General features: G+C 75.3%; 18 protein-coding genes. 11 read left to right on the forward strand and 7 right to left on the reverse strand.

Features of this window, described 5'->3' with window-relative positions:
• The 4 genes from ACGFS9_RS32130 to ACGFS9_RS32145 all read left to right on the forward strand — a co-directional run.
• Positions 1-236 (forward strand): hypothetical protein (locus ACGFS9_RS32130; protein WP_393258375.1); only part of this gene is annotated, 236 nt, incomplete at its 5' end.
• 56 nt (positions 237-292) lie between these two features.
• Entirely contained in the window at positions 293-421 is a 129-nt protein-coding gene (locus tag ACGFS9_RS32135; protein WP_058940762.1) for a SapB/AmfS family lanthipeptide, read from the forward strand.
• Between the two features lie 214 nt (positions 422-635).
• Positions 636-2,510 carry an ABC transporter ATP-binding protein gene (locus ACGFS9_RS32140; protein ID WP_393258378.1) on the forward strand — a complete coding sequence of 625 codons (1,875 nt, stop codon included), beginning with the start codon at positions 636-638 and terminating at the stop codon, positions 2,508-2,510.
• Positions 2,507-4,564: an ATP-binding cassette domain-containing protein gene (locus ACGFS9_RS32145; RefSeq protein WP_393258380.1), complete on the forward strand. Its 2,058-nt coding sequence runs from the start codon at positions 2,507-2,509 to the stop codon at positions 4,562-4,564. The genes ACGFS9_RS32140 and ACGFS9_RS32145 overlap by 4 nt, the downstream gene beginning before the upstream one ends.
• Here ACGFS9_RS32145 and ACGFS9_RS32150 read toward each other — a convergent pair.
• The 3 genes from ACGFS9_RS32150 to ACGFS9_RS32160 form a co-directional block, all read right to left on the reverse strand.
• Positions 4,539-5,150 carry a LuxR C-terminal-related transcriptional regulator gene (locus ACGFS9_RS32150; RefSeq protein WP_393258383.1) on the reverse strand — a complete coding sequence of 204 codons (612 nt, stop codon included), beginning with the start codon at positions 5,148-5,150 and terminating at the stop codon, positions 4,539-4,541. The two genes, ACGFS9_RS32145 and ACGFS9_RS32150, sit on opposite strands and share 26 nt — an antisense overlap.
• 696 nt (positions 5,151-5,846) lie before the next feature.
• Positions 5,847-6,527, reverse strand: a complete 681-nt coding sequence (locus ACGFS9_RS32155) for a ScbR family autoregulator-binding transcription factor (protein ID WP_393258385.1) — start codon at positions 6,525-6,527, stop codon at positions 5,847-5,849.
• A gap of 498 nt (positions 6,528-7,025) precedes the next feature.
• Positions 7,026-8,003 carry a ScbA/BarX family gamma-butyrolactone biosynthesis protein gene (locus tag ACGFS9_RS32160; RefSeq protein WP_393258387.1) on the reverse strand — a complete coding sequence of 326 codons (978 nt, stop codon included), beginning with the start codon at positions 8,001-8,003 and terminating at the stop codon, positions 7,026-7,028.
• A gap of 501 nt (positions 8,004-8,504) precedes the next feature.
• Here ACGFS9_RS32160 and ACGFS9_RS32165 point away from each other — a divergent pair.
• Positions 8,505-9,389, forward strand: a complete 885-nt coding sequence (locus ACGFS9_RS32165) for a TetR family transcriptional regulator (RefSeq protein ID WP_393258389.1) — start codon at positions 8,505-8,507, stop codon at positions 9,387-9,389.
• Positions 9,390-9,824: 435 nt separating this feature from the next.
• Here the strand turns inward: ACGFS9_RS32165 and ACGFS9_RS32170 are convergent, their stop codons facing one another.
• Positions 9,825-10,460 (reverse strand): ScbR family autoregulator-binding transcription factor, encoded by a 636-nt coding sequence (locus ACGFS9_RS32170; RefSeq protein ID WP_393258392.1) that lies wholly within the window; start codon positions 10,458-10,460, stop codon positions 9,825-9,827.
• An 861-nt stretch (positions 10,461-11,321) separates the two neighbouring features.
• On the opposite strand from ACGFS9_RS32170, the gene ACGFS9_RS32175 reads away from it, so the two are divergent.
• Positions 11,322-12,167, forward strand: coding sequence for a BTAD domain-containing putative transcriptional regulator (locus ACGFS9_RS32175; protein ID WP_393258394.1), 846 nt, complete (start codon positions 11,322-11,324; stop codon positions 12,165-12,167).
• A 206-nt stretch (positions 12,168-12,373) separates the two neighbouring features.
• On the opposite strand, the gene ACGFS9_RS32180 is transcribed toward ACGFS9_RS32175, so the two are convergent.
• A complete protein-coding gene (locus ACGFS9_RS32180) occupies positions 12,374-13,651 on the reverse strand; it encodes a BTAD domain-containing putative transcriptional regulator (RefSeq protein WP_393258396.1) in 1,278 nt (425 codons plus the stop codon).
• Positions 13,648-14,484: a thioesterase II family protein gene (locus tag ACGFS9_RS32185; protein ID WP_393258398.1), complete on the reverse strand. Its 837-nt coding sequence runs from the start codon at positions 14,482-14,484 to the stop codon at positions 13,648-13,650. The genes ACGFS9_RS32180 and ACGFS9_RS32185 overlap by 4 nt, the downstream gene beginning before the upstream one ends.
• Before the next feature lie 328 nt (positions 14,485-14,812).
• Here ACGFS9_RS32185 and ACGFS9_RS32190 point away from each other — a divergent pair, with 328 nt between their 5' ends.
• Together ACGFS9_RS32190 and ACGFS9_RS32195 are read left to right on the forward strand one after the other, a co-directional pair.
• A complete protein-coding gene (locus ACGFS9_RS32190) occupies positions 14,813-15,634 on the forward strand; it encodes a BTAD domain-containing putative transcriptional regulator (protein ID WP_393258400.1) in 822 nt (273 codons plus the stop codon).
• 174 nt (positions 15,635-15,808) lie between these two features.
• Positions 15,809-16,690 (forward strand): TIGR03621 family F420-dependent LLM class oxidoreductase, encoded by an 882-nt coding sequence (locus ACGFS9_RS32195; protein WP_393258403.1) that lies wholly within the window; start codon positions 15,809-15,811, stop codon positions 16,688-16,690.
• A 132-nt stretch (positions 16,691-16,822) separates the two neighbouring features.
• Here ACGFS9_RS32195 and ACGFS9_RS32200 read toward each other — a convergent pair whose 3' ends face one another.
• Entirely contained in the window at positions 16,823-17,977 is a 1,155-nt protein-coding gene (locus ACGFS9_RS32200) for an SRPBCC family protein (RefSeq protein ID WP_393258405.1), read from the reverse strand.
• A gap of 256 nt (positions 17,978-18,233) precedes the next feature.
• Here ACGFS9_RS32200 and ACGFS9_RS32205 point away from each other — a divergent pair, with 256 nt between their 5' ends.
• From ACGFS9_RS32205 to ACGFS9_RS32215, 3 genes are all read left to right on the forward strand, one after another.
• Positions 18,234-18,683: a nuclear transport factor 2 family protein gene (locus tag ACGFS9_RS32205; protein ID WP_393258408.1), complete on the forward strand. Its 450-nt coding sequence runs from the start codon at positions 18,234-18,236 to the stop codon at positions 18,681-18,683.
• Between the two features lie 215 nt (positions 18,684-18,898).
• Positions 18,899-20,959 (forward strand): condensation domain-containing protein, encoded by a 2,061-nt coding sequence (locus tag ACGFS9_RS32210; RefSeq protein ID WP_393258411.1) that lies wholly within the window; start codon positions 18,899-18,901, stop codon positions 20,957-20,959.
• A gap of 121 nt (positions 20,960-21,080) precedes the next feature.
• Entirely contained in the window at positions 21,081-21,380 is a 300-nt protein-coding gene (locus ACGFS9_RS32215; protein WP_393258413.1) for a hypothetical protein, read from the forward strand.
• Positions 21,381-21,488 lie beyond the last annotated feature (108 nt).

Consider the following 21,488-nt stretch of genomic DNA (forward strand, 5'->3'; position numbering starts at 1 on the left):
CCGCGCCCGCCGACCTGCGCCGGCAGATCGACGCCCTCGCCCGGCACGCCGTGCCCTACCGAGGCCGACTCGCCTTCCCCGGCGAGCAGATGATGCGCCTGTCCATGGACCTGGCGACCGGCACCGCCGGCTGCCTGCTCGCCCTCGGCAGTGCCGCCTCCGGCGGAGACGTGCACCTGCCGTTCCTTCCGCCGCCCCGGCGGAACCCACAGACCGGTCCCGTCCAGGGATCGTGAAGAGCACCACCCGCACGACCACAACCGCTCACAGTCCCCGATGGAAAGGAAAGACGATGACCCTGCTCGACCTGCAGTCGATGGAGACCCCCAAGGAAGAGGCCACCGGCGACGTCGCCACCGGCAGCCGTGCGAGCCTGCTGCTCTGCGGCGACAGCAGCCTGTCGGTCACGACCTGCAACTGACCCACCGGCCGGTCCGCGCGGCGAGCACGCCGCGCGGACCGGCACCGGTCCGTGCGCGGCGCGCACCGGCCACGACGGTCCGCGCAACGCACCCGGCGGGGCGGTCCGCGGACCGCCCCGCCGGCCGGCGTTCGCCCGCCACCGGTGACCCGCGCCGACCGCGCCCGCCCGGCAGCGCCGTAGCGCGGCCGTCCCTGGAGGAGGAGCCCCCGCGATGACCTCCGCCCCGGACGTCCCGGCCACCCGGCGGACGCGGACCGGAAAGGCACCGGACGACGACGGCCCGCTCGGGTCCGCGAGCGACCGCGCGCTCCGCGAGGCGCTGCGGCACAGCGCCGGCCACAGCCTCGCGATCCTCCTGTGCTCCCTCGCGTCGGTGCTGGTGGCGCTGGCCGAACCCGCCGTCCTCGGACACGCCCTGGACCTCCTGCTGTCCCGGTCACCGGGCGCCACCCGCTGGACTCTGCTCTGCGCGGCGCTCGTCGTGGCGGAGATCCTCCTCGACGCCGCCGACGCGCTCCTCGTGGGAACGGTCGGCGCCCGCTCCGCCGCCCGGCTGCGCACCCGGACACTCGACCGGATCCTGCGCGCCGACCCGCACGACGCCGCGGCCCGCTTCGCCCCCGGCGACCTGTCCACCCGGCTCACCGCCAACGCCACCGAGGCGGGCACCGTCCCGGCCGCTCTGGCCGGCGCCCCGGCCGCCGTCCTGCCACCGCTCGGCGCGCTCGTCGCGCTGGTGGTCATCGACGTGTGGACCGCCGCCGCGTTCCTGCTGGGCGTCCCCGTACTCGTCGTCGTCCTGCGGGCGTTCGCCCGTTCCTCGTCGGACGCCGTCGGCCGCTACCAGCGCGTCCAAGGGGACCTCGCCGACCGGCTCACCGAAGTGCTCCACGGCGCCCGGACGGTGGCGGCCGCGGGCACCGGCGCCCGGGAACGGCGGCGTGTCCTCGCGGACCTGCCCCGTCTCGGCGCCGAGGGCCGCACCATGTGGCGGGTCTACGGACGGGCCGTGGCCCGCGGCGGGGTCCTGCTGCCGCTGCTGGTCTGCCTGGTCCTCGCCGTCGGCGGTCTGCGTCTGGCCGGCGGGCACCTCAGCGTCGGGGCGCTCGTCGCCGCGTCCCGGTACGCCGCCCTGGCCGCGGGCGCAGGAACGATGGCGGGAGTGATCGCCGCGCTGGTCAAGGGCAGGGCGGCGGCGCAGCGCACCGTCGAACCGGCCCTGCTGCCCCCCGTCGGCCACGGCCGGGGCGTCCTGCCGGACGGGGGAACGGGGACGCTGGAACTGCGCGGAGTCGGTGCCCTGCGCGACGGAGTCCGCGTCCTGGACGACATCACCCTGACCGTCCCGGGCGGGACGACGGTCGCCGTCGTCGGGCACTCCGGTTCGGGCAAGTCGCTGCTCGCCGCGGTGGCGGGCCGGCTGACCGACCCCGACACGGGCCGGGTGCTCCTGGACGGCGTGCCCCTGGACCGGCTCGACGCGGCGGAACTGCGCCGGGAGGTGGTCTACGCCTTCGCGCAGCCCGCCCTGTTCGGCACCACGGTCGCCGACGCCGTCGCCTTCGGCGCGGTACGGCCCTCCCCGGCCGCCGTCCGGGCCGCCGCGCGCGCCGCCGGCGCCGACCCCTTCGTCACCCGTCTGCCCCACGGGTACGACACCCCGCTCGCCCACGCTCCGCTGTCCGGAGGCGAGCGCCAACGCCTGGGACTGGCAAGGGCGTTCGCGCATGCCGGACGGCTCCTGGTGCTCGACGACGCGATGTCCGGGCTGGACACCGTGACCCAGCGCGAGGTGGAGCGCGCCCTCGCCCGCGACGTCCGCTCCGGCACCCGGCTGCTGGTGGCCCACCGGCTGTCGACGGCCGCCGGCGCCGATCTCGTCGTCTGGCTGGAGAACGGAACGATCCGCGCGACGGGACCGCACCACGTGCTCTGGCGAGAGCCCGGCTACCGCGCCGTCTTCGCGGTCACGGACACCGCCCCCGGCCGGCCGGCGACACCCTCGGACGACGCCGACGGCCTCGCGCCCGGCCCGGCGACCGGACCCGGATCGGATCGAGGCCGTCCGGGCGAGGCGAGCCGATGACCGCGGCAGGCCCCGACGCGTCGCCCGCCGACGACTTCGCCCCGAGGCCCGCGGGCGGACGGCCGGGCACGGGAGCGGGCGAGCACCCGCGGGCGGCACCCGCCGGCCGGCCGGGCGCGCTGCGCCGGGTGTGGCCCGACGGCCGCCGCTTCCTGCGCAGGCACCGGACCGTCCTGGCCGCCCTGTCCGGCTGGTCCCTGCTGGAGACGGCACAGACGTTCCTGGGGGGCTACGCCGTGGCCCGCTCCCTCGACGACGGGTTCCTCGCCGGGCGCACCGGCGACGGGCTGCTCTGGCTGGCGGTGGCCGCGGGCGCCTCGCTGCTCGGCGGACTCTTCGTCCGGCAGGTCTTCGACGGTCTGGCCGCGCTCGTCGAGCCCTTCCGCGACGGCCTGGTGCGCCGGGCGGTGGACCAGGCGCTCGGGAAAGCACTCACCGATCCGGCCCGCGCCGACACCACGGCCGCGGTCTCCCGGCTCACCCACCAGACCGAGATCGCCCGCGACAGCTTCGCCGGGCTGGTGCTGACCGCCCGGTCCTTCGTCTTCACCACGGCGGGCGCCCTGCTCGGGCTCGCCTCGCTCGACCCGGTACTGCTGGCCGTCGTGCTGCCGCCGCTGCTCGGCGGACTGGTCCTGTTCCTGTCCACCTTTCCTCCGATGGCGGCGGCCCAACGCGCCTATCTGGACGCCGACGAGGCGCTGTCCGCGCGGACCGGCCGGCTGGCCGCGGGACTGCGGGACGTCGCCGCGTGCGGCGCGGCGGCCCCGGTGGCCGCCGACCTCGGCGCACTGATCGCCGCGCAGGCCCGCCTCTCCCGGCGGCTGGCACGCTGGGCCGCCGTCCGGTCCCTGGCCCTCGGCACCGCGGGCAGGCTGCCTCTGGTGGTGCTCCTGGCCGCGGCACCGCTGCTGCTGCGCGGAGGCATGACGGCGGGAGCCCTCCTCGGAGCACTGACCTACGTGGTCCAGGCGCTGCTGCCCGCGCTGCACGCACTCATGACCGCCGCCGGAACCGCCGGCACCCGGCTCCTGGTCGTCCTGGAGCGGTTCACCGAGCGCCCCGAGAGCGCCGCCCCGCGTCCCCCCGACCGCGCGGCCCCGGCCGGTCCCGCCGCGCCGGACCCCGGACACCGCTCCGCCCCACCGCTCGCCGCCCCGTCGAAGGACCGCGCGGACGGTGCACCCGCCGCCGAGTTGCGCGGCGTGACCTTCGCCTACGGGCCCGGCGCCCGCCCCGTGCTGCGCGACCTGGACCTGACCGTCGCGCCGGGCGAGCACCTCGTGGTCGTCGGTCCGAGCGGCATCGGCAAGTCCACCCTGACGGCGCTGCTCGCCGGGACGCTCGTCCCCGACGCCGGCTCGGTGCGCGTCGCCGGTGCGGCCGCCGCCGACGCCGCCGCGGACCCGGCCGCCCGCCGCGCCGTCCTGCCGCAGGAGGCGTACGTCTTCACCGGCACCGTCGCCGAGAACCTCGCCTACCTCCGGCCCGACGCCACGCCCGCGATGCTCGCCCGCACCATCCGCGCCCTGCGCCTGGAGGACCTCGTCCGCGGGCTCGGCGGCCTGCACGGCACCGTCGACCCGCGCCGGCTCTCCCCGGCGCAGCGACAGCAACTCGCCCTCGGCCGGGCCCATGTGTCCGCGGCGTCCCTGCTGCTGCTGGACGAGGCCACCTGCCACCTCGACCCCGAGACCGAGGCGTGGGCGGAACGGGCGCTCGCCGCCCGCCCCGGCACCCTGGTCCTGGTCGCCCACCGGATCAGTTCGGCCCTGCGGGCGGACCGGGTACTGGTCCTCGACGGGGACCGTGCCCAGTGCGCTCCGCACGCGGCGCTGCTGGGCCGGTCGGAGTTGTACCGCGACCTCGTCGGCCGCTGGGAGCCGAGCCTGGGCCTGGAGGACGCAACCCCCGAGGCGTCCCATCGGACGCCGGGTGCGGCCGGCGACGGCGCCGACCCGCCCGGGGGAGGTGCCGGCGCCGGGCCCGGTGCTGCCGGGGCCGCCTGCCCGCCGCCCCCTCAGGAGGTCAGACCCAGCCCGCGCCCTGCGTGATGCGGATGGCGTCGATGCGGTTGCGGGCGCCGACCTTGCGCGTCGCCGCCGCCATGTAGTTGCGCACCGTGCCGTTGGACAGGTGCAGTCCCCGGGCGATCTCGGCCACCGTCTCCCCCTCGGCCGCCCGTGCCAGGACGCTCAGCTCCCGCGCCGTCAGCGGCATGCGGGACGCCTCCAGGAACCCGCAGGCGAGCGACGCGTCCACGAACCGCTCGCCCGCCGCGACCTCCCGTATGCCCTTGATGAGCCGCTGCGCGGAGCCGTGCTTGTCGACGAATCCGAGCGCCCGGGCGTCGAAGGCTCTGCGCAGTGTGCCGGGCCGTCCCGCCGACGCCAGGACGACGAGCCCGGCGCACGCCGCCGGCACCCGCTCGGCCTCGTTCCCGGCGTCGCCGTCTAATAAGGGCGCGGCCCCGGGGCAGTCGAGATCCACCAGGCACACGTCGGGGCGCAGTCGGTGCGCGTGCGCACGGGCGGACCGCCAGCCCGCCGCGTTCACGTCGAACGAAGGCTCCGTCCGCAGGAGTGCCGTCAGCGCGGAGCGCATCAGGCTGACGCTGTGCAGTACGAGCACCGTGGTCATGGCCGTCCCCTCTCGATCGTCAACCCGGCCTACGCGGCGGGCATCCGTCCGGTCATCCACCCGGCTTCCCAAGGGGGTCGGAACGGAACCTCGAACGGATACGCGCAGTGGCTCGCTTCGGCGCCGTGCCGGCGTTCCGTCGACCGGTGCGGCGACCGCCGGTGCGGATCGGCCGTGGGGCGGCGGGAGGTAACGGTCCTGGTGGGTGGCGCGACCGTCCCGGGGTGCCCGCCGCCGCGCGGGGCACCCCGCCCGGAACCCGGCGCACCGCCCGGTCGGGGCGGGCCGTCGAGAACGGCGCGATCCGTGTCGTCGGGCGGTCCGTCCGCCGCCGCGGAGCAGCGGGTTCCGAGGCGGGCCGTAGCTCCGACCGGGCGGGTCCCGCCCGCGCCCTCCCGGTGGGCACTCGGTTCTCCGGCGCGCACCGGGCCTGGTCCGCCGGTGGGCGGAGTCGGTGCCGGCTTCACGGAGCGGGCCGTGTCCGCGCCGTATCGGCCCGGCGAAGGGGAGGGGCACGACCGGGACCCGAGCACGCCGAACGGGCCCGCCGAAGGGCGGAGTTGCCCAGCGGAACGCCGGTCCGTCCCTGGCGGAACCGGGCCGGGGATCGCCGGCGGGGAGCGGGGCGGCCCGGCGCGGCAGCGGACGGCTGCGGGGACGGGCGGCCTCGCTCCCCGTCGGCGAGCGAGGGTCGGCTCAGGCGGTGGCGCCGGCCAGCTCCTCGTCCGCCTCGGCCATCAGCTGCTCGATCTCCCGGTACGTGTCCTGGCCGCGCTGCGGCGTCAGGTTGAGCGTGGTCAGGATGGGCGGCTGGACGATGTTGGGGAGCGTGTGGTGGAGCAGCACGGTCGTGCGGTGGTCGAGGTCGGTGTAGTTGGTCAGCGCCTGCGACATCGCCTGGATGCCGGCGTAGGCGCCGACGAGCAGGTCGGCGGTGTCCGACGGGGTGATGTGGGGGAGGAGTTCGCCCTGCTGCTGCGCCTGCTGGAGCAGTTTGGTGATGCCCGTGCTCCAGTCCTGGAACGAGGTGCCCCGGTCGAGTTCGGTGGCCTGCTGGTCCATCGCGAGGCGGACGCCGGCCCGGACCATGGGGTCCTTCTGGAGGCGGTAGGTCTGCAGGAGGACGGTGTCGATGACCTCCTGGGTCTTGCAGACGCGGGACGGGACGGTGCCCATGTGACGCCCCTGGGCGGCCATGACGCCGTAGGCGAGGTCCTCCTTGGACTGGAAGTGGAAGTACAGGGCGCCTTTGGTGACGCCGGCGGTGGTGAGGATGTCGGTGATGGTGGCCGCCTGGTAGCCCCGCTCCTCGAACACCGACGCCGCCGCGACGAGGATGCTGTGCCGCGTGCGGATGGCGCGGTCTTGTTTCGCCATGCTGTACCGCCTCCCAGATCGTGGTGCCTGTGGAGGCGCCCGTAAAAAAAACCGTCAAGTTCGTATCTTAGCGGCTCGGGTGGCGGTGTGTCGCCGGGCAGGGCGGAGCGATCCGGCAGGTCTGGACGGCGCCTGGAGTGCGAGGGCGCCCGAAGCGCCGTTCCCGCGCCCCGTGTTAGGAGGCCGGTAGTCGGGGAAGACGGGGCAGTGGCGGGCCGAGGGGTGCCCGCCGCTGGTGGCGGTGCGCCGGAGCGCCGCGTGCCGGGACGTGTGGGAGGGCGGTACGGACGAGGCCCGGCAGAGGGTCCAGGTTCGGGGAACCTGTCCCGTGCCGGGCCGGGCGTGCCCTGGGCGAGGTACGCGGCGGACGTGCGGGAGGGTGTGCCGGGAGCGGGCGTGCCGGAACCGGAGTGGTTCCGCGGACCGGCGGCCGGGAGTGCCGACGCCTGGTGTGTGGTGCGAGTGCCGGGGAGGCGGCGACCGGGGGCGGCGTGCTTGCTAGAGGCAGGCCATGGTGACGACGGTCTGGAACATCTCCTGGCCGTCCTGGGTGCCGGTGACCCGGACGCGCTCGCCGCGCGCGTCCGCGCCCAGGCGCTCGGCGCTGATGTGGCAGGGCGCGTCGAGTTCGACGTAGCGCTCGAAGGAGCTGTGGATCTCGACGGGGATCAGCGGGGTCTGGTGCGGCACCACGGCGATGGCCGCCTGCCGGGCCGCCTCGGCGAGCAGCATGCCGGGGGCGTGGTCGACCGGGTGGTCGAAGAGGACCGGGTGGCGGGTGTCGACGCGCAGCTGCCAGTGGTTGTCCGTCCCGGTCGGGGACAGGACCACGTCCGTGGGCGAGAGGCGTCCGACGCTCTGCGGCGGGAGCGGTGCGGTGAGCGGGATCTGTAGGTGGCCCTGGTTGCCGCGGAGCCTGCGATAGGCCTGGGGCGTGACGCAGGTGTAGCTGAAACTGCCGGTGGCGACGGTGTCGCCGTGCCGGCGGATGACGGCGTCGTAGCGCGCGCCGCTGTGCGTGGTCCCCCTGGTGCGGACGTCGCTGAAGGCGACCTCGATGTCCAGTTCGGCCGGCGTCGCTCCGACCTGCAGGTACGCGGGGTCGACCCACATCTCGAAGGTGCGCATGACGAACTGGTGGCCGATGGGTACACCGAACTCCGCGTGCGGAAGCAGGAATCCGACCTGCCTGATCGTTTCTGCGGCGAGCAGGGGGTCGTGGTGCGTGCCGTCGACGGGGGTGTAGAAGCTGTGGCCGCGGGGCCACTGGGCCGTCACGCTGAACCGGTTCTCGCCCAGCTTGCCGCGGCCGGTGAGGAGCACCTCGGCGAGCGCGGCCCGGTGGACGAACTCCTTGGGCACCGTCGTGGTCAGGCGGACCGGAGCGGGCGCGGGCGTCCGGGCCTCCTGCGGCGATCTGCCGGCGGGCATGCGGTGCAGGGTGTCTGCTGCGGGGTGGAACGTGTGCGTGGACATGTCGGATCCCCCTGGGTCGCAACGAGATGAGTGCGCCGGACCGGACCGGGCGCCTCAGGTGCCTCAACATACAGACCAACCGGTTTAGTTTCTACCGTTGGAGTGGCACTCCCGGGTGGCGTGAAATGGAGGATGTCATTCCGGCCGGTGCGGCCGGAACGGTCGCCGAGGGCGCCCACGCTAGCGTGCGCGACCTGCCGGACGAACGCCCGTTTCCGGTCTCGTGCGTCGGCCACCCGCCCGCGGACCTGCCGAGGACCGCGGGCGGGGACGGTGGCCGGTATGAGGCCGTACCCGCCGTCGGGCGGACGCGGTCCGGGGGCACGACGCCGTCGCACCGCACGGTCTCCGCAGGCGGCTCCTCAAAGCGGCGCCCCGCCGCCGGCTGAGCCCCTTGAGGGGACCACCGGGCGGGCTCGAGCCGTTCTCCAGCGAAACACAGGACGATCTTCACCTGCCGCGCGAGCGCGCGGCCCCGCCCAGTGCAGCCACGGAGCCGTGATGACCCGACAGGAACGCGCAGTCCGGACCCGTGAAGCGCTGATCGAGGCGGCTGCACGACTCTTCGACCAGGACGGCTACGAGGTCACGTCGCTGGCCGCGGTCACGGCACTGGCCGGGGTGAGCGCCGGTGCCCTCTACTTCCACTTCGCCACCAAGGCGGATCTCGCCGATGCCGTCGTCGAGGCCGCCATGGCGCGACTGCGGAGCATCCTCGGCCCCGGCGACGGGGCGGGTGGGGGCGGCGGGAGCACGACGGCGGGAGGTCGCGACCGCGGGGGGAGCGGCGTCGGCCGGGAGGGGGATGCCGCGAACGGCTCCGCACCGGGAGCCGTCGCGGGCGGCGGCGAGGCCGGGCCGGAGAGCGTCCGGGAAGTGCAGCGGCTGATCGACACCACGCACCGCTTCGTCCGCACCCTCTCCGCCGACGTCGTGCTGCGCGCCGGATTCGGTCTGGACCGGACGCGGGGCGAGCGGACGACGCGCGGGCACGCACCGGTCGCCGGCGCGGAGGGACCCGCCGGGCGAACCGTCCCGGAACGGAGTGCACCGGACCGCCGGGCGGCGGAGCGGGCCGGGAGTGCGCCGCGGTCCGGGGCGTGGCCGGGGGTGGGCGGGGGCCTGCGGGAGGTCTGGAGCGGCTGGGTGCACGCGGTGCTGGCCGCGGCGGACGCGCGCGGCGCTCTGGCCCCGGGAGTCGCGGCGCGGGACGTGGCCCCCGCGGTCGTCGCGGCCACGGTCGGCTTCGAGGTGCTCGGCACCCAGGACGCGTCCTGGCTCGCGCAGGGACCGGTGAGCGGTTTCTGGCGGCTGGTGCTGCCGGCACTCGTCCCCGCCGCCCTTCTCGGATCGCTGTCGGCGGCGGGGACCGGCGCGGCCCGCTGACGGCCGTTGGGGCGGACCCGGTGCGCTGACGGCAGGCCAGCCGCTACGAGCCGCACGGTTGCGGCGTCGCCGTATGCCCCGGACCACCGATCGCCGATCCGCGACCCGCGGTGCCAGCCGTGCCCGGTGGACCGGGCGGGCCGGAAGGCTCCGTCCGTGGGTCGCGTCGGCGCTGCCCGGCGCGCCCCTGCCGCTCGGCCGCCGCCGGACGGTCCCTGCCGTACCCCGGCCGTGACCGCCGGGCCCAGCCCGCGGGAACGGCGGGCAGGTCGATCGGGGCCGTCTGCGCGGAGGCGACGGAAGCCGTGGCGCGAAAGGGCCGGAAAGCTCCGCGCCGCTGCCCCTGCTTCGCGGGCGCGCTCCGCGTCGGGACGGCGATGCGTCAGCCGCCGAGGGGGCGCCGGGCACCTGCGGTCGGCTTCAGCCGACCCGGCGTCACGCGGTACGGGGCACGCCGGCCGTCGAGGAGTTGGCCGCCCGGAGGGACGCCAGGGCCTCGGGTCGCGCCATGCACGGCAGCAGGAAGTCCCAGACCCGGGTCAGCGAGGTGGGTGAGAGCCACTGGGGGTCGGCGCCGGCGAGAGCCTCGATGCCGGTGGTCGCCGCGGTGACGGCCACGGCGATGTCGTCGGCACGCAGGTGTTCCGCGAGCAGCCCCTCCTCTTCGGCCTCGGCCAGCAGCCGACGCACCCGGGTGTGCCATTCCTCCCGCAGGTCGGGCCCGGTGCGATGCTGCGGCCGGCAGCTGAGATGGAATCCCGCCCGCACCACGACGTCGTCCTGCAGCTCCCTGGCGATCGCGTGGCTGGCGGCCGTGAGGCGCTGGAGGGCGTTCATCCCCGACGCTTGTGCGTCCTGGACCGCCCGGCGCAGGGCCGCACCCGCGAAGGCCTCCACCGTGGACGCCACTGCGGCCTTGTTGGGGAAGTGGAAATGCAGCGCCCCCGCACTGACTCCGGCGCCGGCGCTGATGTCCGCCAGCTTCGCCTGGACGTACCCGCGGCGCTCGAACGTCTCGGCCGCGGCGCGGATGAGGGCGTCACGCGTACGTACGGCGCGTTGCTGCTTCATGCGGGGGCTCCTCCGGGAAGGCTGCTGCACGGTGCAGCCAACTATAAAACCAGCATGGCGGTTTCTTTGCTGGTTGGGAAGGTTCAGGCTGGTTCCCACCGGACCACTCCGACGGAAGCCGTGCTCTCCCGTGGCGCGGGCGGATCATGATTCCAGAGGGCGGCCACCGGCGGCGCCGGGGGTTCAGGAGATGGACACAGTGAAGGGTGACTCGCGGTACACCTGCGCTTTCCGGTCCTCCTTCCCGGCCGGCGCCGAAGGCGGCGGTGTCGGCCGCCGGTCGCTTCGCCGCCTCCCTCGGGCCGAAGTCGGCGACGTCCGCCCGGTGGTGCGCGTTAAGGATGCGACAAGACCAACTCGGCTGTTTCCGTGCCGTGTTGGCGTGGATGTGACGTCGCGTTCACGTCCTTGTCGTGCCCGGTCGGCCGTTCGGGGCGGGCGGGGTTCGGTGCCAGGGCCTCGTGAGGGGGTCGCGGCGGTGTGGGTGGGGGTGTCGACGCCTGGCGGATTGGCGCATTCCGTTCGCCGTCATGCCGCCCGGGGGTGGGGGGTGGTCGATCCCAGGACTGCCAAACAAAAAGACCTGAGCGACTGTTTTTGGGCCCCGTTCTGCCGGGGAACGGCTGGAAAGTGGCGGGGCGGCAGTGGCGTCCGAGTCGCCGAGGTCGATCCCGTGAAGCGGCTTTGACCAGGCATGACGACCCCTCTTTCGTGGTGGCGCCCGCATTCTTCAGAGGGGCTTGAGGAATGGATGGGAGCCTGAAGAAACAGCGCGACCGGTCTGGTATTGACAAACCGGAGTGCTGGTTTTTTACTGGTGAGCGCTGGACGACAGGCCACACACGAGCAGGGGGACACGGCGTGGATATCGATGTTCTGGGCCCATTGGACGTGCGGGTGAACGGAGTCGCCGTGATGCCCACGGCGCCCAAGCCGCGCAAGGTGCTCGCCCTGCTGGCCCTGCACGTGGACCGGGTGCTGCCGGTCGGCCTGTTGGTCGAGGAGCTGTGGGGGCAGCGTCCGCCGCGCTCGGCGCGGACGACCCTTCAGACGTACATCCTGCAACTGCGGGAGCTGATAGGGGCGGCGCTGGAGGGCGAGGCGGCCGGCGGCACGGCGGTGTCGGCGAAGGACGTGCTCGTGACGGCGCCCGGCGGCTACCTGCTGCGCGGTGGCGGCGGTTCCAGCGACGTCCGGGAGTTCGACCGACTCGCCGGCATGGGATACCGCGCGATGGACGCCGAGGACTTCACCGGGGCCGCACGGCTGCTGCGTGAGGCCCTGGCGCTGTGGAGCGGATCCGCGCTGGCGGACGTGCAGACCGGCGCGCAGCTGGAGATGGAGGTCCGGCGCCTGGAGGAGAGCCGCCTGTGCGCTCTCTACCAGCGCATCGACGCCGACCTGCGCCTCGGCCGGCACCGCGAACTGCTCGGGGAACTGACCGTGCTGGTGAGCCGCTACCGCACGCACGAGAACCTGCACGGCCAGTTCATGCTGGCGCTGCACCGCTCGGGCCGCCGGGGCGAGGCCCTGAGCGTGTATCAGCGGCTGCGGCAGGCGCTCGTACGCGATCTCGGCCTGGAGCCGTCGGCGGGACTGCGCAGGCTCCAGCGGGCGATCCTGGAGACGGCCGAGCCCGCACCGCAGACCATCAGGTCCGACGTGCACGCCGCCGCCTCGCGGGACCGGCTCGTACGCGTCGACTGACGCTCGGGCCGCCGGCGCCACTTTGTGCCACCGCCCCGTCCGTGTGCGACGGACCGTTCACCGGTCCGTCGCACACGGACGGGGCGTCGTGCTGTGGTTGTTCGCCCGGCACCGGTGGTGGGAGGTGCGAGCGCCGCGGCCGGATGAGCACGCCGATCGCCGCGTGCCCGGCGGGGGCCGGCGTGCGGTGTCCGCCGGGCCGTGCGTCAGGCGGACCGCTCCCGCCGGGTGCGGTCCGGCACGTCCCGCTGCCGCCGCTCCAGTTGGTCGACCCTGCCGCGGAGCCGCGCCAGCTCCCGTGCGAGTTCCGCGGTGTCGGCTGCCTGCGGAGCGGACGCCACGGGGGCGGTCCTCGGCGCGCCACCGTCGTCCACCGGAAGGCCGCGGCGCGTGATGCCGTCGCGGCGAGCGGTCGCCGGATGGCACGGTGCCGGCCCGTCGGCCGTGCCGGTGGTGTCGGCGGCCCCCGGCACCTTGTGGTCGGGCCGGCCGCCCGCACCCGCGGGCGGAAGCTCTGTTCCGGCCTCCGTCGGCGCGGCCGGCCGCGCCCGGGGTCCCGCGATCACCGCCTCGCGCGCCGAGGCGGTGGCGTCCGAAGGCGCGGACAGCGGGGAGCCGCCGCGCCGAGCCGGCGTCAGGGCGGGGGAGTGGTTGAGGATCGCATCCAGGCGGGTGCGCAGAGCAGGGCCGGGTTCGACGCCGAGAGACGTCACGAGGTGGCGGCGGGCGCGTTCGTAGACGCCGAGGGCCTCCGCCTGCCGGCCGCCGCGGTAGAGGGCGACCATCAGCAGGTCGTAGAACCGCTCGCGCAGCGGATGATCGGTACTCAGCCGTTCCAGGCCCGCGGTGATCTCGGCCTCCCGGCCGCACTGGAGACTCGCCTCGTACAGGCACTCCAGCGTGGTCAGCCGGAGCTCCTCCAGGCGTTCCGCCTCGGCCGTGCACAGCGGCCCCAGCCTGCTGTCCTGCAGAGCCGGGCCCCGCCAGAGCGCCAGTGCTCCGCGCAGCACCCGCGCCGCCCGGCCGGGATCGTGCGGGAGGGCCGCCCGCCCCTGGACGGACAGCCGGGTGAACAGGGCGACATCGGTCGACGCGGGCCCCGGGGCGAGCAGGTAGCCGCTCGGCAGGGTGCTGATCCACCGCCGGCCCGGCGACGGCAGCAGCCGGCGCAGCCGGGTGACGTGCGCCTGGAGGGCGTTGGCGGCATTGGCCGGCGGAGTGGTGCCCCACAGCTCCTCCACCAGCCGCTCCACGGAGAGGAGTTGATCCGCGTGCAGCACCAGGGTGGCCAGCAGCGCGCGCTGCTTGGGGCCGTTGGGGACGGTGGTCCCGCCCGCCGTGTCGTCCACGGCGACCGGGCCGAGGAGCCGGAACGAGCGGATCGTCGGTGGGGCGGCCGGCGTCTGCGAGGGCGCGGGGCCGGCGGTCGGGGCGTCCGCCGGTGCCGCGTCACCGGTGTCACTCCGCCGGGTGAGGACGCTCATCGCGTCACCGCGGCCGCCGTGCCGTGTGGGGATGGGTCCAGGGAGCGGTGCACGTCGTCCTGGATCCTCCGGGCGACCTCCGGCAGGCGGTCGTGGAAGTAGAAGTGGCCGCCGTCGAACAGGCGCAGGCCGAGGAAGGCGCGGCTGGCGTCACTCCAGCCGCCGAGCAGATGCGGCGGGGTCACCCGGTCCTCGGTGCCGCCGAACACCGAGAGCGGGACCGGGAGGGGCGCGGCCGCGACCGGCGGGTGCCACGTCTCGTTGATCCGCAGGTCCGCACGGATCACGGGGGCGAACAGCTCCCAGAGCTGCGGATGGGCCAGCACCTCCGGGGCGGTGCCGCCCATGGAGCCCACCTCGCGCCGCAGGTCGTCGTCGGACAGCAGATGCCGTCCCGGGCGGACCCCGTCCGTCGTGCGTGCCGCGTCCGCGGCGGTTCCCCGCGCACGTGGTCCGCCCGCACCCTGCGGGGCGGTCTCGTGTCCGGCGTGCAGGGGGCTGCGGGCGGACACGCCGAGCCAGATCGGCGGGGTGCGGCCCTCCTCCACCAGTCGTCGGGTCAGTTCGTAGGCGATCAGGGCACCCAGGCTGTGCCCGAAGAAGGCGAACGGGCCCGTCAGCCGGCGCCGGAGCGTACTCAGGTGGGAGGCGACCAGCGCGGCTGCGTCACCCGGTACGGGGCGATCGTCGCGGGGCCCGCGGCCCGGCGCGTCCGGCACGTGCACCTCCCAGTCCGCGGGGAAGTGGGACGCCCAGTCGCGGTACGACAGATGCGAGCCGCCGGCATGGTGGAACACGAACAGGCGTACCCGCGGCTCCCGCGTCCTTCGCATGGTTCCACCTCATCGCCGCGTCACGGGAAGCGCTCCGGGGACCGGGCCGGCCAGGCCCCGGCGGACCGTCGCCGGCAGGGTGCCGGACGCGGTGGACATTAGCCGCGTCACGACCTCGGCACACCCCCTCACCAGCGGGTTTCGAACGGGTCTGCACGCCTTCTCAAGCGGGTCGCGCAGCGTGCGGGGCGGGTGTGTCGAGGGCTGCTTGAGGCCGCGTCCAGCAAACCGGACGGCGGCCGAAAACGGGTCTAGCGTGCCGAAGGCCAAGGCCGCCCCTGCGAAGGGTCTACGACGGCCGCCACTCGATGGAGTCCGGGAGGAAGCCGTGGAGATCCAGGTTCTGGGGCCACTGAGCGCCACGGTCAACGGTGTCTCGATCGTGCCCACCGCGAGCAAGCCGCGCCAACTGCTCGCCCTGTTCGCGTTCTCTCCGGGCCGGATCGTGCCGGTGGCCACGCTCATGGAGGAACTCTGGGGCACCGAGATGCCGCAGAGCGCCATGACCACCCTGCAGACCTACGTCCTTCAGCTGCGCCGCCACCTCGGCACGGCCATGGGGCCCGACGCCCCCGGCAACGCCAAGGAGGTCCTCGCCACCCGGCACGGCGGCTACGTCCTCCAGATACCTCCCGAAGCCGTCGACCTGCACCGCTACGAGAACCTGGTCGCGGGCGGGCGGCGCGCGTTCGACGAGGGCGACGACGGCCGGGCGGCCGGGCTGCTGCGCGAGGCGCTCGACATGTGGAACGGCCCCGCCCTCGTCGACGTCCGGGCCGGGGCCATCCTGTCCATCGAGGTCATGCGGCTCAAGGAGTCCCGCCTGGTCACGGTGGAGCGGCGCATCGACGCCGATCTCCGGCTCGGCCGGCACGCCGAACTCATCGCGGAACTGGCCGATCTGATAGCCCGTCACCCACAGCACGAGGGGCTGCACTCACAGGCGATGCTCGCCCTCTACCGCTCGGGACGGCAGGCCACCGCGCTCGACGTCTACCGCAGACTGCGCAAGCAGCTCATCGACGAACTCGGCGTGGAGCCCTCGCCGCAGCTCCAGCGGCTGCACCAGATGATGCTCACCGTCGACCCCGCCCTCGACGTGGTGGCCGGCGAGCGCGGCACCTCCACGTTCGACCTCTACGCCGCCTGAGCCGCCGACGGCCCTCCGGCACCGGCGGCCCGCCCGGACCCGGAAGGGAAGGCGGATCCGACCGCGGGAAGGGGAAGCCGACGCGAACCGCGCTGGGGTAGGGTCACCGCGGCGGGGGACCAGCCGAGGTCAAGGCATGTCGCCGGTGCGACGGCGGGGGATGGGGGACACGGTATGACCAGGCCTTTTCGTTTCGGTGTGAACATGATGAAGCCGGCGGGCGCGGCCGGCTGGCGGGACAAGTGCCGACGGGCCGAAGCGCTCGGCTACGACGTCATCCTGGTCCCCGACCACCTCGGCATGGTCTCCCCGTTCCCGGCCCTGACCGCCGCGGCGGAGGCCACCGAGCGCCCGCGTGTCGGAACCTTCGTCCTGAACGCGGGCTTCTGGAACCCGGCGCTGCTGGCCCGCGACGCGGCCACCACCGACGCGCTCGCCGAGGGCCGGCTGGAGATCGGCCTGGGCGCCGGCTACGCCGAGGCCGAACACCGGCGCGCCGCAATCGAGTTCCTCGCGCCCGGTCCCCGGATCGGTGCCCTGCGCCACCTGGTCACCGAACTGGGCAGACTGCTGGCCGATCCCGCCCACAGCCCGGCCGCAACCCAGCGCCCCCGGCCGCCACTCCTCATCGGCGGCAACGGGGACCGCCTCCTGCGCCTGATGGCCGAGCACGCCGACATCGCCGCCTTCACCGCGACGGCCGGCTACGAGAACGGCATCCTGCGCGCCCTCACGCCTGCCCAGCTCGACGAACGCGTCGCCACCTACGAACGTCTGGCGGCGCACCGGACCGTGCCCGCCGAACGCAACCTGCTGGTGCACCACGTCGAGATCACCGACGACCGGCGGGCCGCAGCCGGCCGACTCCCCAAGATCCACCCCGAGGTGTCCCAGGAGGACCGGCTGGCCCTGCCGGTGATGCTGTTCGGCACGGTGAAGCAGATCGCCGAGCAACTGCGCGAACAGCGCGAGCGTTTCGGGCTGTCGTACATCGTCGTCCTGGACAACGCCATGGACACCTTCGCTCCCGTCGTCGAGGAACTCGCCGGGAGCTGACCGCTGTTCGGGCCGGCCAAAGGCGCGGGCCGCCGTCGGCGAGCCGGGGCCCGCCCCGGGGGCGACCCCGCGTACCGGCCGGCCGGACCCGGCCCCGAGGAGCCGGCGGAGCCCCGCGCGCCCTGCCGTCCCTCACCCCGAGGGGACCGCGGGCGAGCCGGAGGCCCTGCCGCCCCGCCGCCCGAGCGGCAGCACGTGCACCGCCGACTCCGCGTGCCGCCGCGCCCGGTCGAGCGTCGCCAGCGACTCCCGCCCGATCGCCTCGCGGACCAGCGCGCGCACGTCGGCCGGGCCCGGCCCGGCCCCGGCGGCCCCGAGGCCACCGGACACGGTTGCCGGCGCGGTGCCGGACCCGCGCCCCGCGCGTGCCGGAGCCCCCGAACCACCCGCGTCGGCGAACCCCGCCCCCGCCGGCCGGGCCGGCACACCGGCATCCCCCGACCCGGCCCGTCGCGCCGGCAGCGCGCAGGGGTCGAGCAGCACCGTGTGGTCGGCGACCACCAGGACCCCGCGTTCGTCGGGAAGGACCGACCACTCACCCAGGTGCGCGGCGACGGGAGCGCGGGGCGTGCCGGTCTTGTAGACGATGCGCCCGGCGTGCGGGAAGCACAGGCGCAGGCAACCGACGGCGCGCGGCGTCCCGTCCGCGCCGGCCACGGCGTGGTCCACGAGCTGTATCCCGGGGGAGGGCTCGTCCAGGCCGGAGCGCAGCACGTGCGGCACGACGCCCGCCCAGTCGCCGGCCCGGTAGAGGAAGTCGTAGACGATCTCGCCCGGACCGTCGACCCGTACCGACTCGCGGAAGGTGAGCACCAGGTGCTCCGGGCCGGCGCGGTCCTCGGCCATCCGCCGCACACACCCCATGACGGCACCGAAGTCCACCTCGGCCGACTCCGCGGTGGCGGCCACGTCGCGGGCACGGTCGCCCGCCACGGTGAACTCGGTGTGCAGGGCGACCACACAGCGTCCGTCCCCGGTGTCCGTGACCGACCACCGCCCGGCCAGCGAGGTGACGGGAGCCTCGCCGCGCAGCCGCCGGAACTCGACCCGCAACGCGCCCGGGTGGCGCACCCGCGCCCACAGCGAGGAGTGGACCCGCCCGTCCGCGCGCTCCCACACGCGGAGGCGCTCGCGGCCACCGTCGTCCTCGTTCATCCGTTCCACGTGCACGACGGCCGGGCTGTACAGCGGTCTGCGGGTGGCGTCCGCGAGCAGGGCGTAGACCACGCGGGCCGGCGCCGCCACCACGACCGCATGCCGCAGACGGTGCACACGCTCACCAGACATCGAACACTCCTCGGGCAGTCGAACGGCCCGGCCGGCGCCGGACCCGCGGCGGGACGGGGCGCGGGGCCCCGAGCGCGCTCACCGCCGTGCGCGCCCGCGACGGGTCAGCGCCCGCCGATCCGCCCCTCATCGCAAGGAGGAAACGCCCGCATCCCCCTCGCCCTCCAGCGTCGGCGCCCGCACTCGAGGAGTATTCGAAGGGCGCTCGAGCCCCGCCTCGAACACTGTCCAGAACCCGGACAGAGCGGAGACAGCCATGACCGTCGAGCTGACGAGCACCGCCGAACCCGAGCTCCAGCGGCTGGAGTTCGCCGCGCTCTACGCGCAGGCCCAGCAGTTCTACGCTCACCAGTTGCGTCTGCTGGACGCGCGCGACCCGGACCGATGGGCGGAGACGTTCACCGAGGACGCCGTCCTCGAACCGCCGCTCGGCGCGGCGCCGGTACGGGCCCGGACCGGCATCGCCCGCTACGGCGCCGCCCGTCGGCGGGCGGGCCGGCGGCCCCGCCACTGGGTCGGTCTGCTCGACGTCCGGCCCCGGCCGGACGGCGCGCTGCGCACCCGCTGCTCGGCCCTCGTCCACGGCACCCCCGACGGCGGCGCCTCCAAGGTCCTGTACGTGTGCGTGGTCGAGGACGTTCTCGTCTGCGGGCGCGGCGGGTGGCGCACAGCGCACCGCCTGGTCGTCCGCGACGACCTGGCCTGACCGGCCGCCCGCCGGGGCCCCGTCCACCGACTCGCGGGCGGGCGCCGCGTGCGGTGTCCGGCCCGGCCGAGCACGACCGCGAACCGGGCCGAGCGAGCCGATCGAGCGGTTTGTCAGGACTGTGTCAGCGATATACCGGGCAGGTGGCGCATGCTGGGGCAGCGCCTCGCGAGGAGAGGGGGAGGGGCTTCGCCGGCGCGTGCCCCGGACTGCCGATGACCACCAACCGCTTCGCCCGTCTGCCGCAGCGCCAGCCGATCACCGTCGTCGTCGACCTCGGTCACGGCACGCCGCCCGTACTGGAACTGCACGGACCGCTTCCGGTCACACGGATCGAGGAGGCGCTCGACACCGTCGCCGCGCACCATCCCGGCGCCCGCCTCTGGAGGGCGGACCTGGAGCGGACGGGGCCGGGCCGGCACACGGTGCGCTTCACCGCCGCCGGCGCCGAGCGGCCCGACTTCCCCTTCGGCGCCCTGGCCGACCTGCTCACGCACGCCGGCCGCGGCGCCTTCTCGGTGCGCCATCAGCCCGCGACCCCACTCCAGCGGGAACTCCTCGCCGTCGCCGACGCGCACCCCCGCCCCGGCCGGCAGGTCGAGCAGGCGTCCTGGGACTGGCACGGCCCACTGGACGTGGAGCGCTTCACCGCCGCCTGGAGATCGGTCTTCGCCCACGAGGCCGTGCTGCGCACCGCCTTCGACGACGGGAGCGAGCCCGCCCTCCTGGTCCACGACCGGACCGACCCGCAGATCGTGCGTCTGCCGCACGACAGCACCGAATGGCACACCCTCGTCGCCGCCGACCGATGCCGCGGCATCGACCCGCGCCGCTCGGCGCCGCTGCGCGTCACGCTGCTCGGCGGCGGCCGCGACGACTCCTGCGCGAGCGGGCCGGCGCGCGTGCTGCTGACCTACCACCACGCCCTGCTGGACAGCTGGTCCGTGCGCCTGCTCGTCCGCGAGTTCTACCGGGCCTACCTGGCCGGCGGCGAGCTGCCCGGCGGCGAACGACGGCCTGACATGCGCGACTACGCGACCTGGCTCGCGCAGCAGGACCCGGCGGCCGCCAGGGACTTCTTCACGGCTGCCGACGCCGGTGACACGGCCCCCGTGCCGCCGCTGTTCACCGGCAACGCAGGCCGGGGCGACGGCCGGTCCCGGCTGCGGCTGACGGAGGAGGAGACCGCGCGCCTCGCGGACTGGGCCGCCGCCTGGGGAGGCGGCGAGTCCACCGCCCTCCAGGCGGTGTGGGCGCTGCTCCTCTACCGTGCCGCCCACGCCGAGGGCCCCTGCCACGTACGCTTCGCCACCACCGCCGCCGGGCGCGGCATCCTCTTCGACGGTGTGGAGCGTACGCCCGGCGCCCTCGCCGGGCCGCTGCCGCAGTCCGTCCTCGTCGACCCGCGTGCGACGGTCCCCCAGCTCATGGCGGGACTGCGCGACCACTGCCTGGACCGTGCCGCCTACGAGTGGGTGTCCGCCGGCCAGGTGGAGGCATGGCGACGGCGTCCCGCCCCGCCGGCTGACACCCTGCTGACCTTCGAGACGCTCCCGCACACCCTCACCGAGCTGGACGCCGAACTCACCGCGTGCGGCATCGACGTGGAGCCGCCGCAGACCCTGGGCGCCCACACCGCCTACCCGCTGACGCTGATCGCCCACCACGACCGCAGCGACCGCCTGGTCCTGACCGCGTCCTACGACCAGGACCGCTTCTGCGAGGTCACCGAACTCCTCGCCCACGCCGCGCTGTTGCTCCGTGAGCTGCCGCGTGGAGCGGGCCGGCACACCACCGTCGGCGAGGTGCTCGACCTGCTGTCCCACCTGGGCTCCGACCCCGCTCCCGGGAGGCCATCCGCCGTACCGCATCGCGCCGTCGTCACCCCCGCGGTGCTGCGCGCACCGGCCGACGGGCACACCGGCACGCTCGCCCTCGTGCGCGCTCCTGGGCGGACGAGGCCCTTCTACGACCGCGTGGCGCGCGCCTATCCGGGACCCGAACTCCTGCTTCTGCTCGACTCCCTCCCCGCGGGCGGAGCCCCCGCGCAGGCCGCGGCGCGCGCCGTGTACGCGGGGCTCGGCCCTCGGCTCCGGGCAGGCGACGGCCTGGTCCTGGCCGGCCTCTGCGGCGACGGCGTCGCCGTGTGCGCCCTCGCCGGGTTCGCCGCCGCCGAAGGGCACCGGCCCCGCGTCGTCGTCCTGGACGCGACCGACGCGCCGCCGGAGGAACTCGCCGGCCGTCTCGCGGCAGCCGCCGCCCGGCCGGGCACCTGACGCCGGCGAAGCGGCCCCCGCTCCCGGGGCGTCCGCGGCGACCGAGCGCGCCGCATGCGCCAACCGCACCGGCACCGGACACGATCCGCCCGCACGACCACCGGACATCGAGGAGGCCGCCATGCCGGACCCGACATCCGCCCCGCTTCCGGAACCGCGCCGGGAGGACATCGCCTCCCGCGCGTGGGCCGAGGCGCTGGCGATGGCGTGCGCGGATCCCGGCCACGCGCGCAGAGACGCCGGCGAACTGCTGGCCGCCGCCTTGCGCGCCCACCACACGCTGACCCGAGGGCCCCGCCGCAGTGTGCCGCTCACCGCGCTCGGCGCACACGGCGACGTGCGGGCGCTGGCCGCGTTCGTCGCGGTGTACGCCGCACAGCAGGACGCGGCGGGGGAGTGCGGCAGACGCGGCGGCCACTGAGCGGACGGGTCGTCCCTTTCGCCGCCCGCGGCTGTGGTGTCGGCGGTTTTGCTGCGGGGGTCTGTGGTGCAGAACGTCGCCCGGCGCGCTCGAGAACCGGCACGCCAA

This window comes from Streptomyces sp. NPDC048566 (assembly GCF_043199735.1).
Lineage (GTDB): Bacteria > Actinomycetota > Actinomycetes > Streptomycetales > Streptomycetaceae > Streptomyces.

Coding starts and splice junctions, on each gene's coding strand:
- ACGFS9_RS32195 (WP_393258403.1), top strand. CDS start 15,809: ATGACCAGGCCTTTTCGTTTCGGTGTGAACATGATGAAGCCGGCGGGC.
- ACGFS9_RS32205 (WP_393258408.1), top strand. CDS start 18,234: ATGACCGTCGAGCTGACGAGCACCGCCGAACCCGAGCTCCAGCGGCTG.
- ACGFS9_RS32180 (WP_393258396.1), bottom strand. CDS start 13,651: ATGAGCGTCCTCACCCGGCGGAGTGACACCGGTGACGCGGCACCGGCG.
- ACGFS9_RS32170 (WP_393258392.1), bottom strand. CDS start 10,460: ATGAAGCAGCAACGCGCCGTACGTACGCGTGACGCCCTCATCCGCGCC.
- ACGFS9_RS32185 (WP_393258398.1), bottom strand. CDS start 14,484: ATGCGAAGGACGCGGGAGCCGCGGGTACGCCTGTTCGTGTTCCACCAT.
- ACGFS9_RS32155 (WP_393258385.1), bottom strand. CDS start 6,527: ATGGCGAAACAAGACCGCGCCATCCGCACGCGGCACAGCATCCTCGTC.
- ACGFS9_RS32160 (WP_393258387.1), bottom strand. CDS start 8,003: ATGTCCACGCACACGTTCCACCCCGCAGCAGACACCCTGCACCGCATG.
- ACGFS9_RS32210 (WP_393258411.1), top strand. CDS start 18,899: ATGACCACCAACCGCTTCGCCCGTCTGCCGCAGCGCCAGCCGATCACC.
- ACGFS9_RS32200 (WP_393258405.1), bottom strand. CDS start 17,977: ATGTCTGGTGAGCGTGTGCACCGTCTGCGGCATGCGGTCGTGGTGGCG.
- ACGFS9_RS32140 (WP_393258378.1), top strand. CDS start 636: ATGACCTCCGCCCCGGACGTCCCGGCCACCCGGCGGACGCGGACCGGA.
- ACGFS9_RS32165 (WP_393258389.1), top strand. CDS start 8,505: ATGACCCGACAGGAACGCGCAGTCCGGACCCGTGAAGCGCTGATCGAG.
- ACGFS9_RS32135 (WP_058940762.1), top strand. CDS start 293: ATGACCCTGCTCGACCTGCAGTCGATGGAGACCCCCAAGGAAGAGGCC.
- ACGFS9_RS32215 (WP_393258413.1), top strand. CDS start 21,081: ATGCCGGACCCGACATCCGCCCCGCTTCCGGAACCGCGCCGGGAGGAC.
- ACGFS9_RS32150 (WP_393258383.1), bottom strand. CDS start 5,150: ATGACCACGGTGCTCGTACTGCACAGCGTCAGCCTGATGCGCTCCGCG.
- ACGFS9_RS32145 (WP_393258380.1), top strand. CDS start 2,507: ATGACCGCGGCAGGCCCCGACGCGTCGCCCGCCGACGACTTCGCCCCG.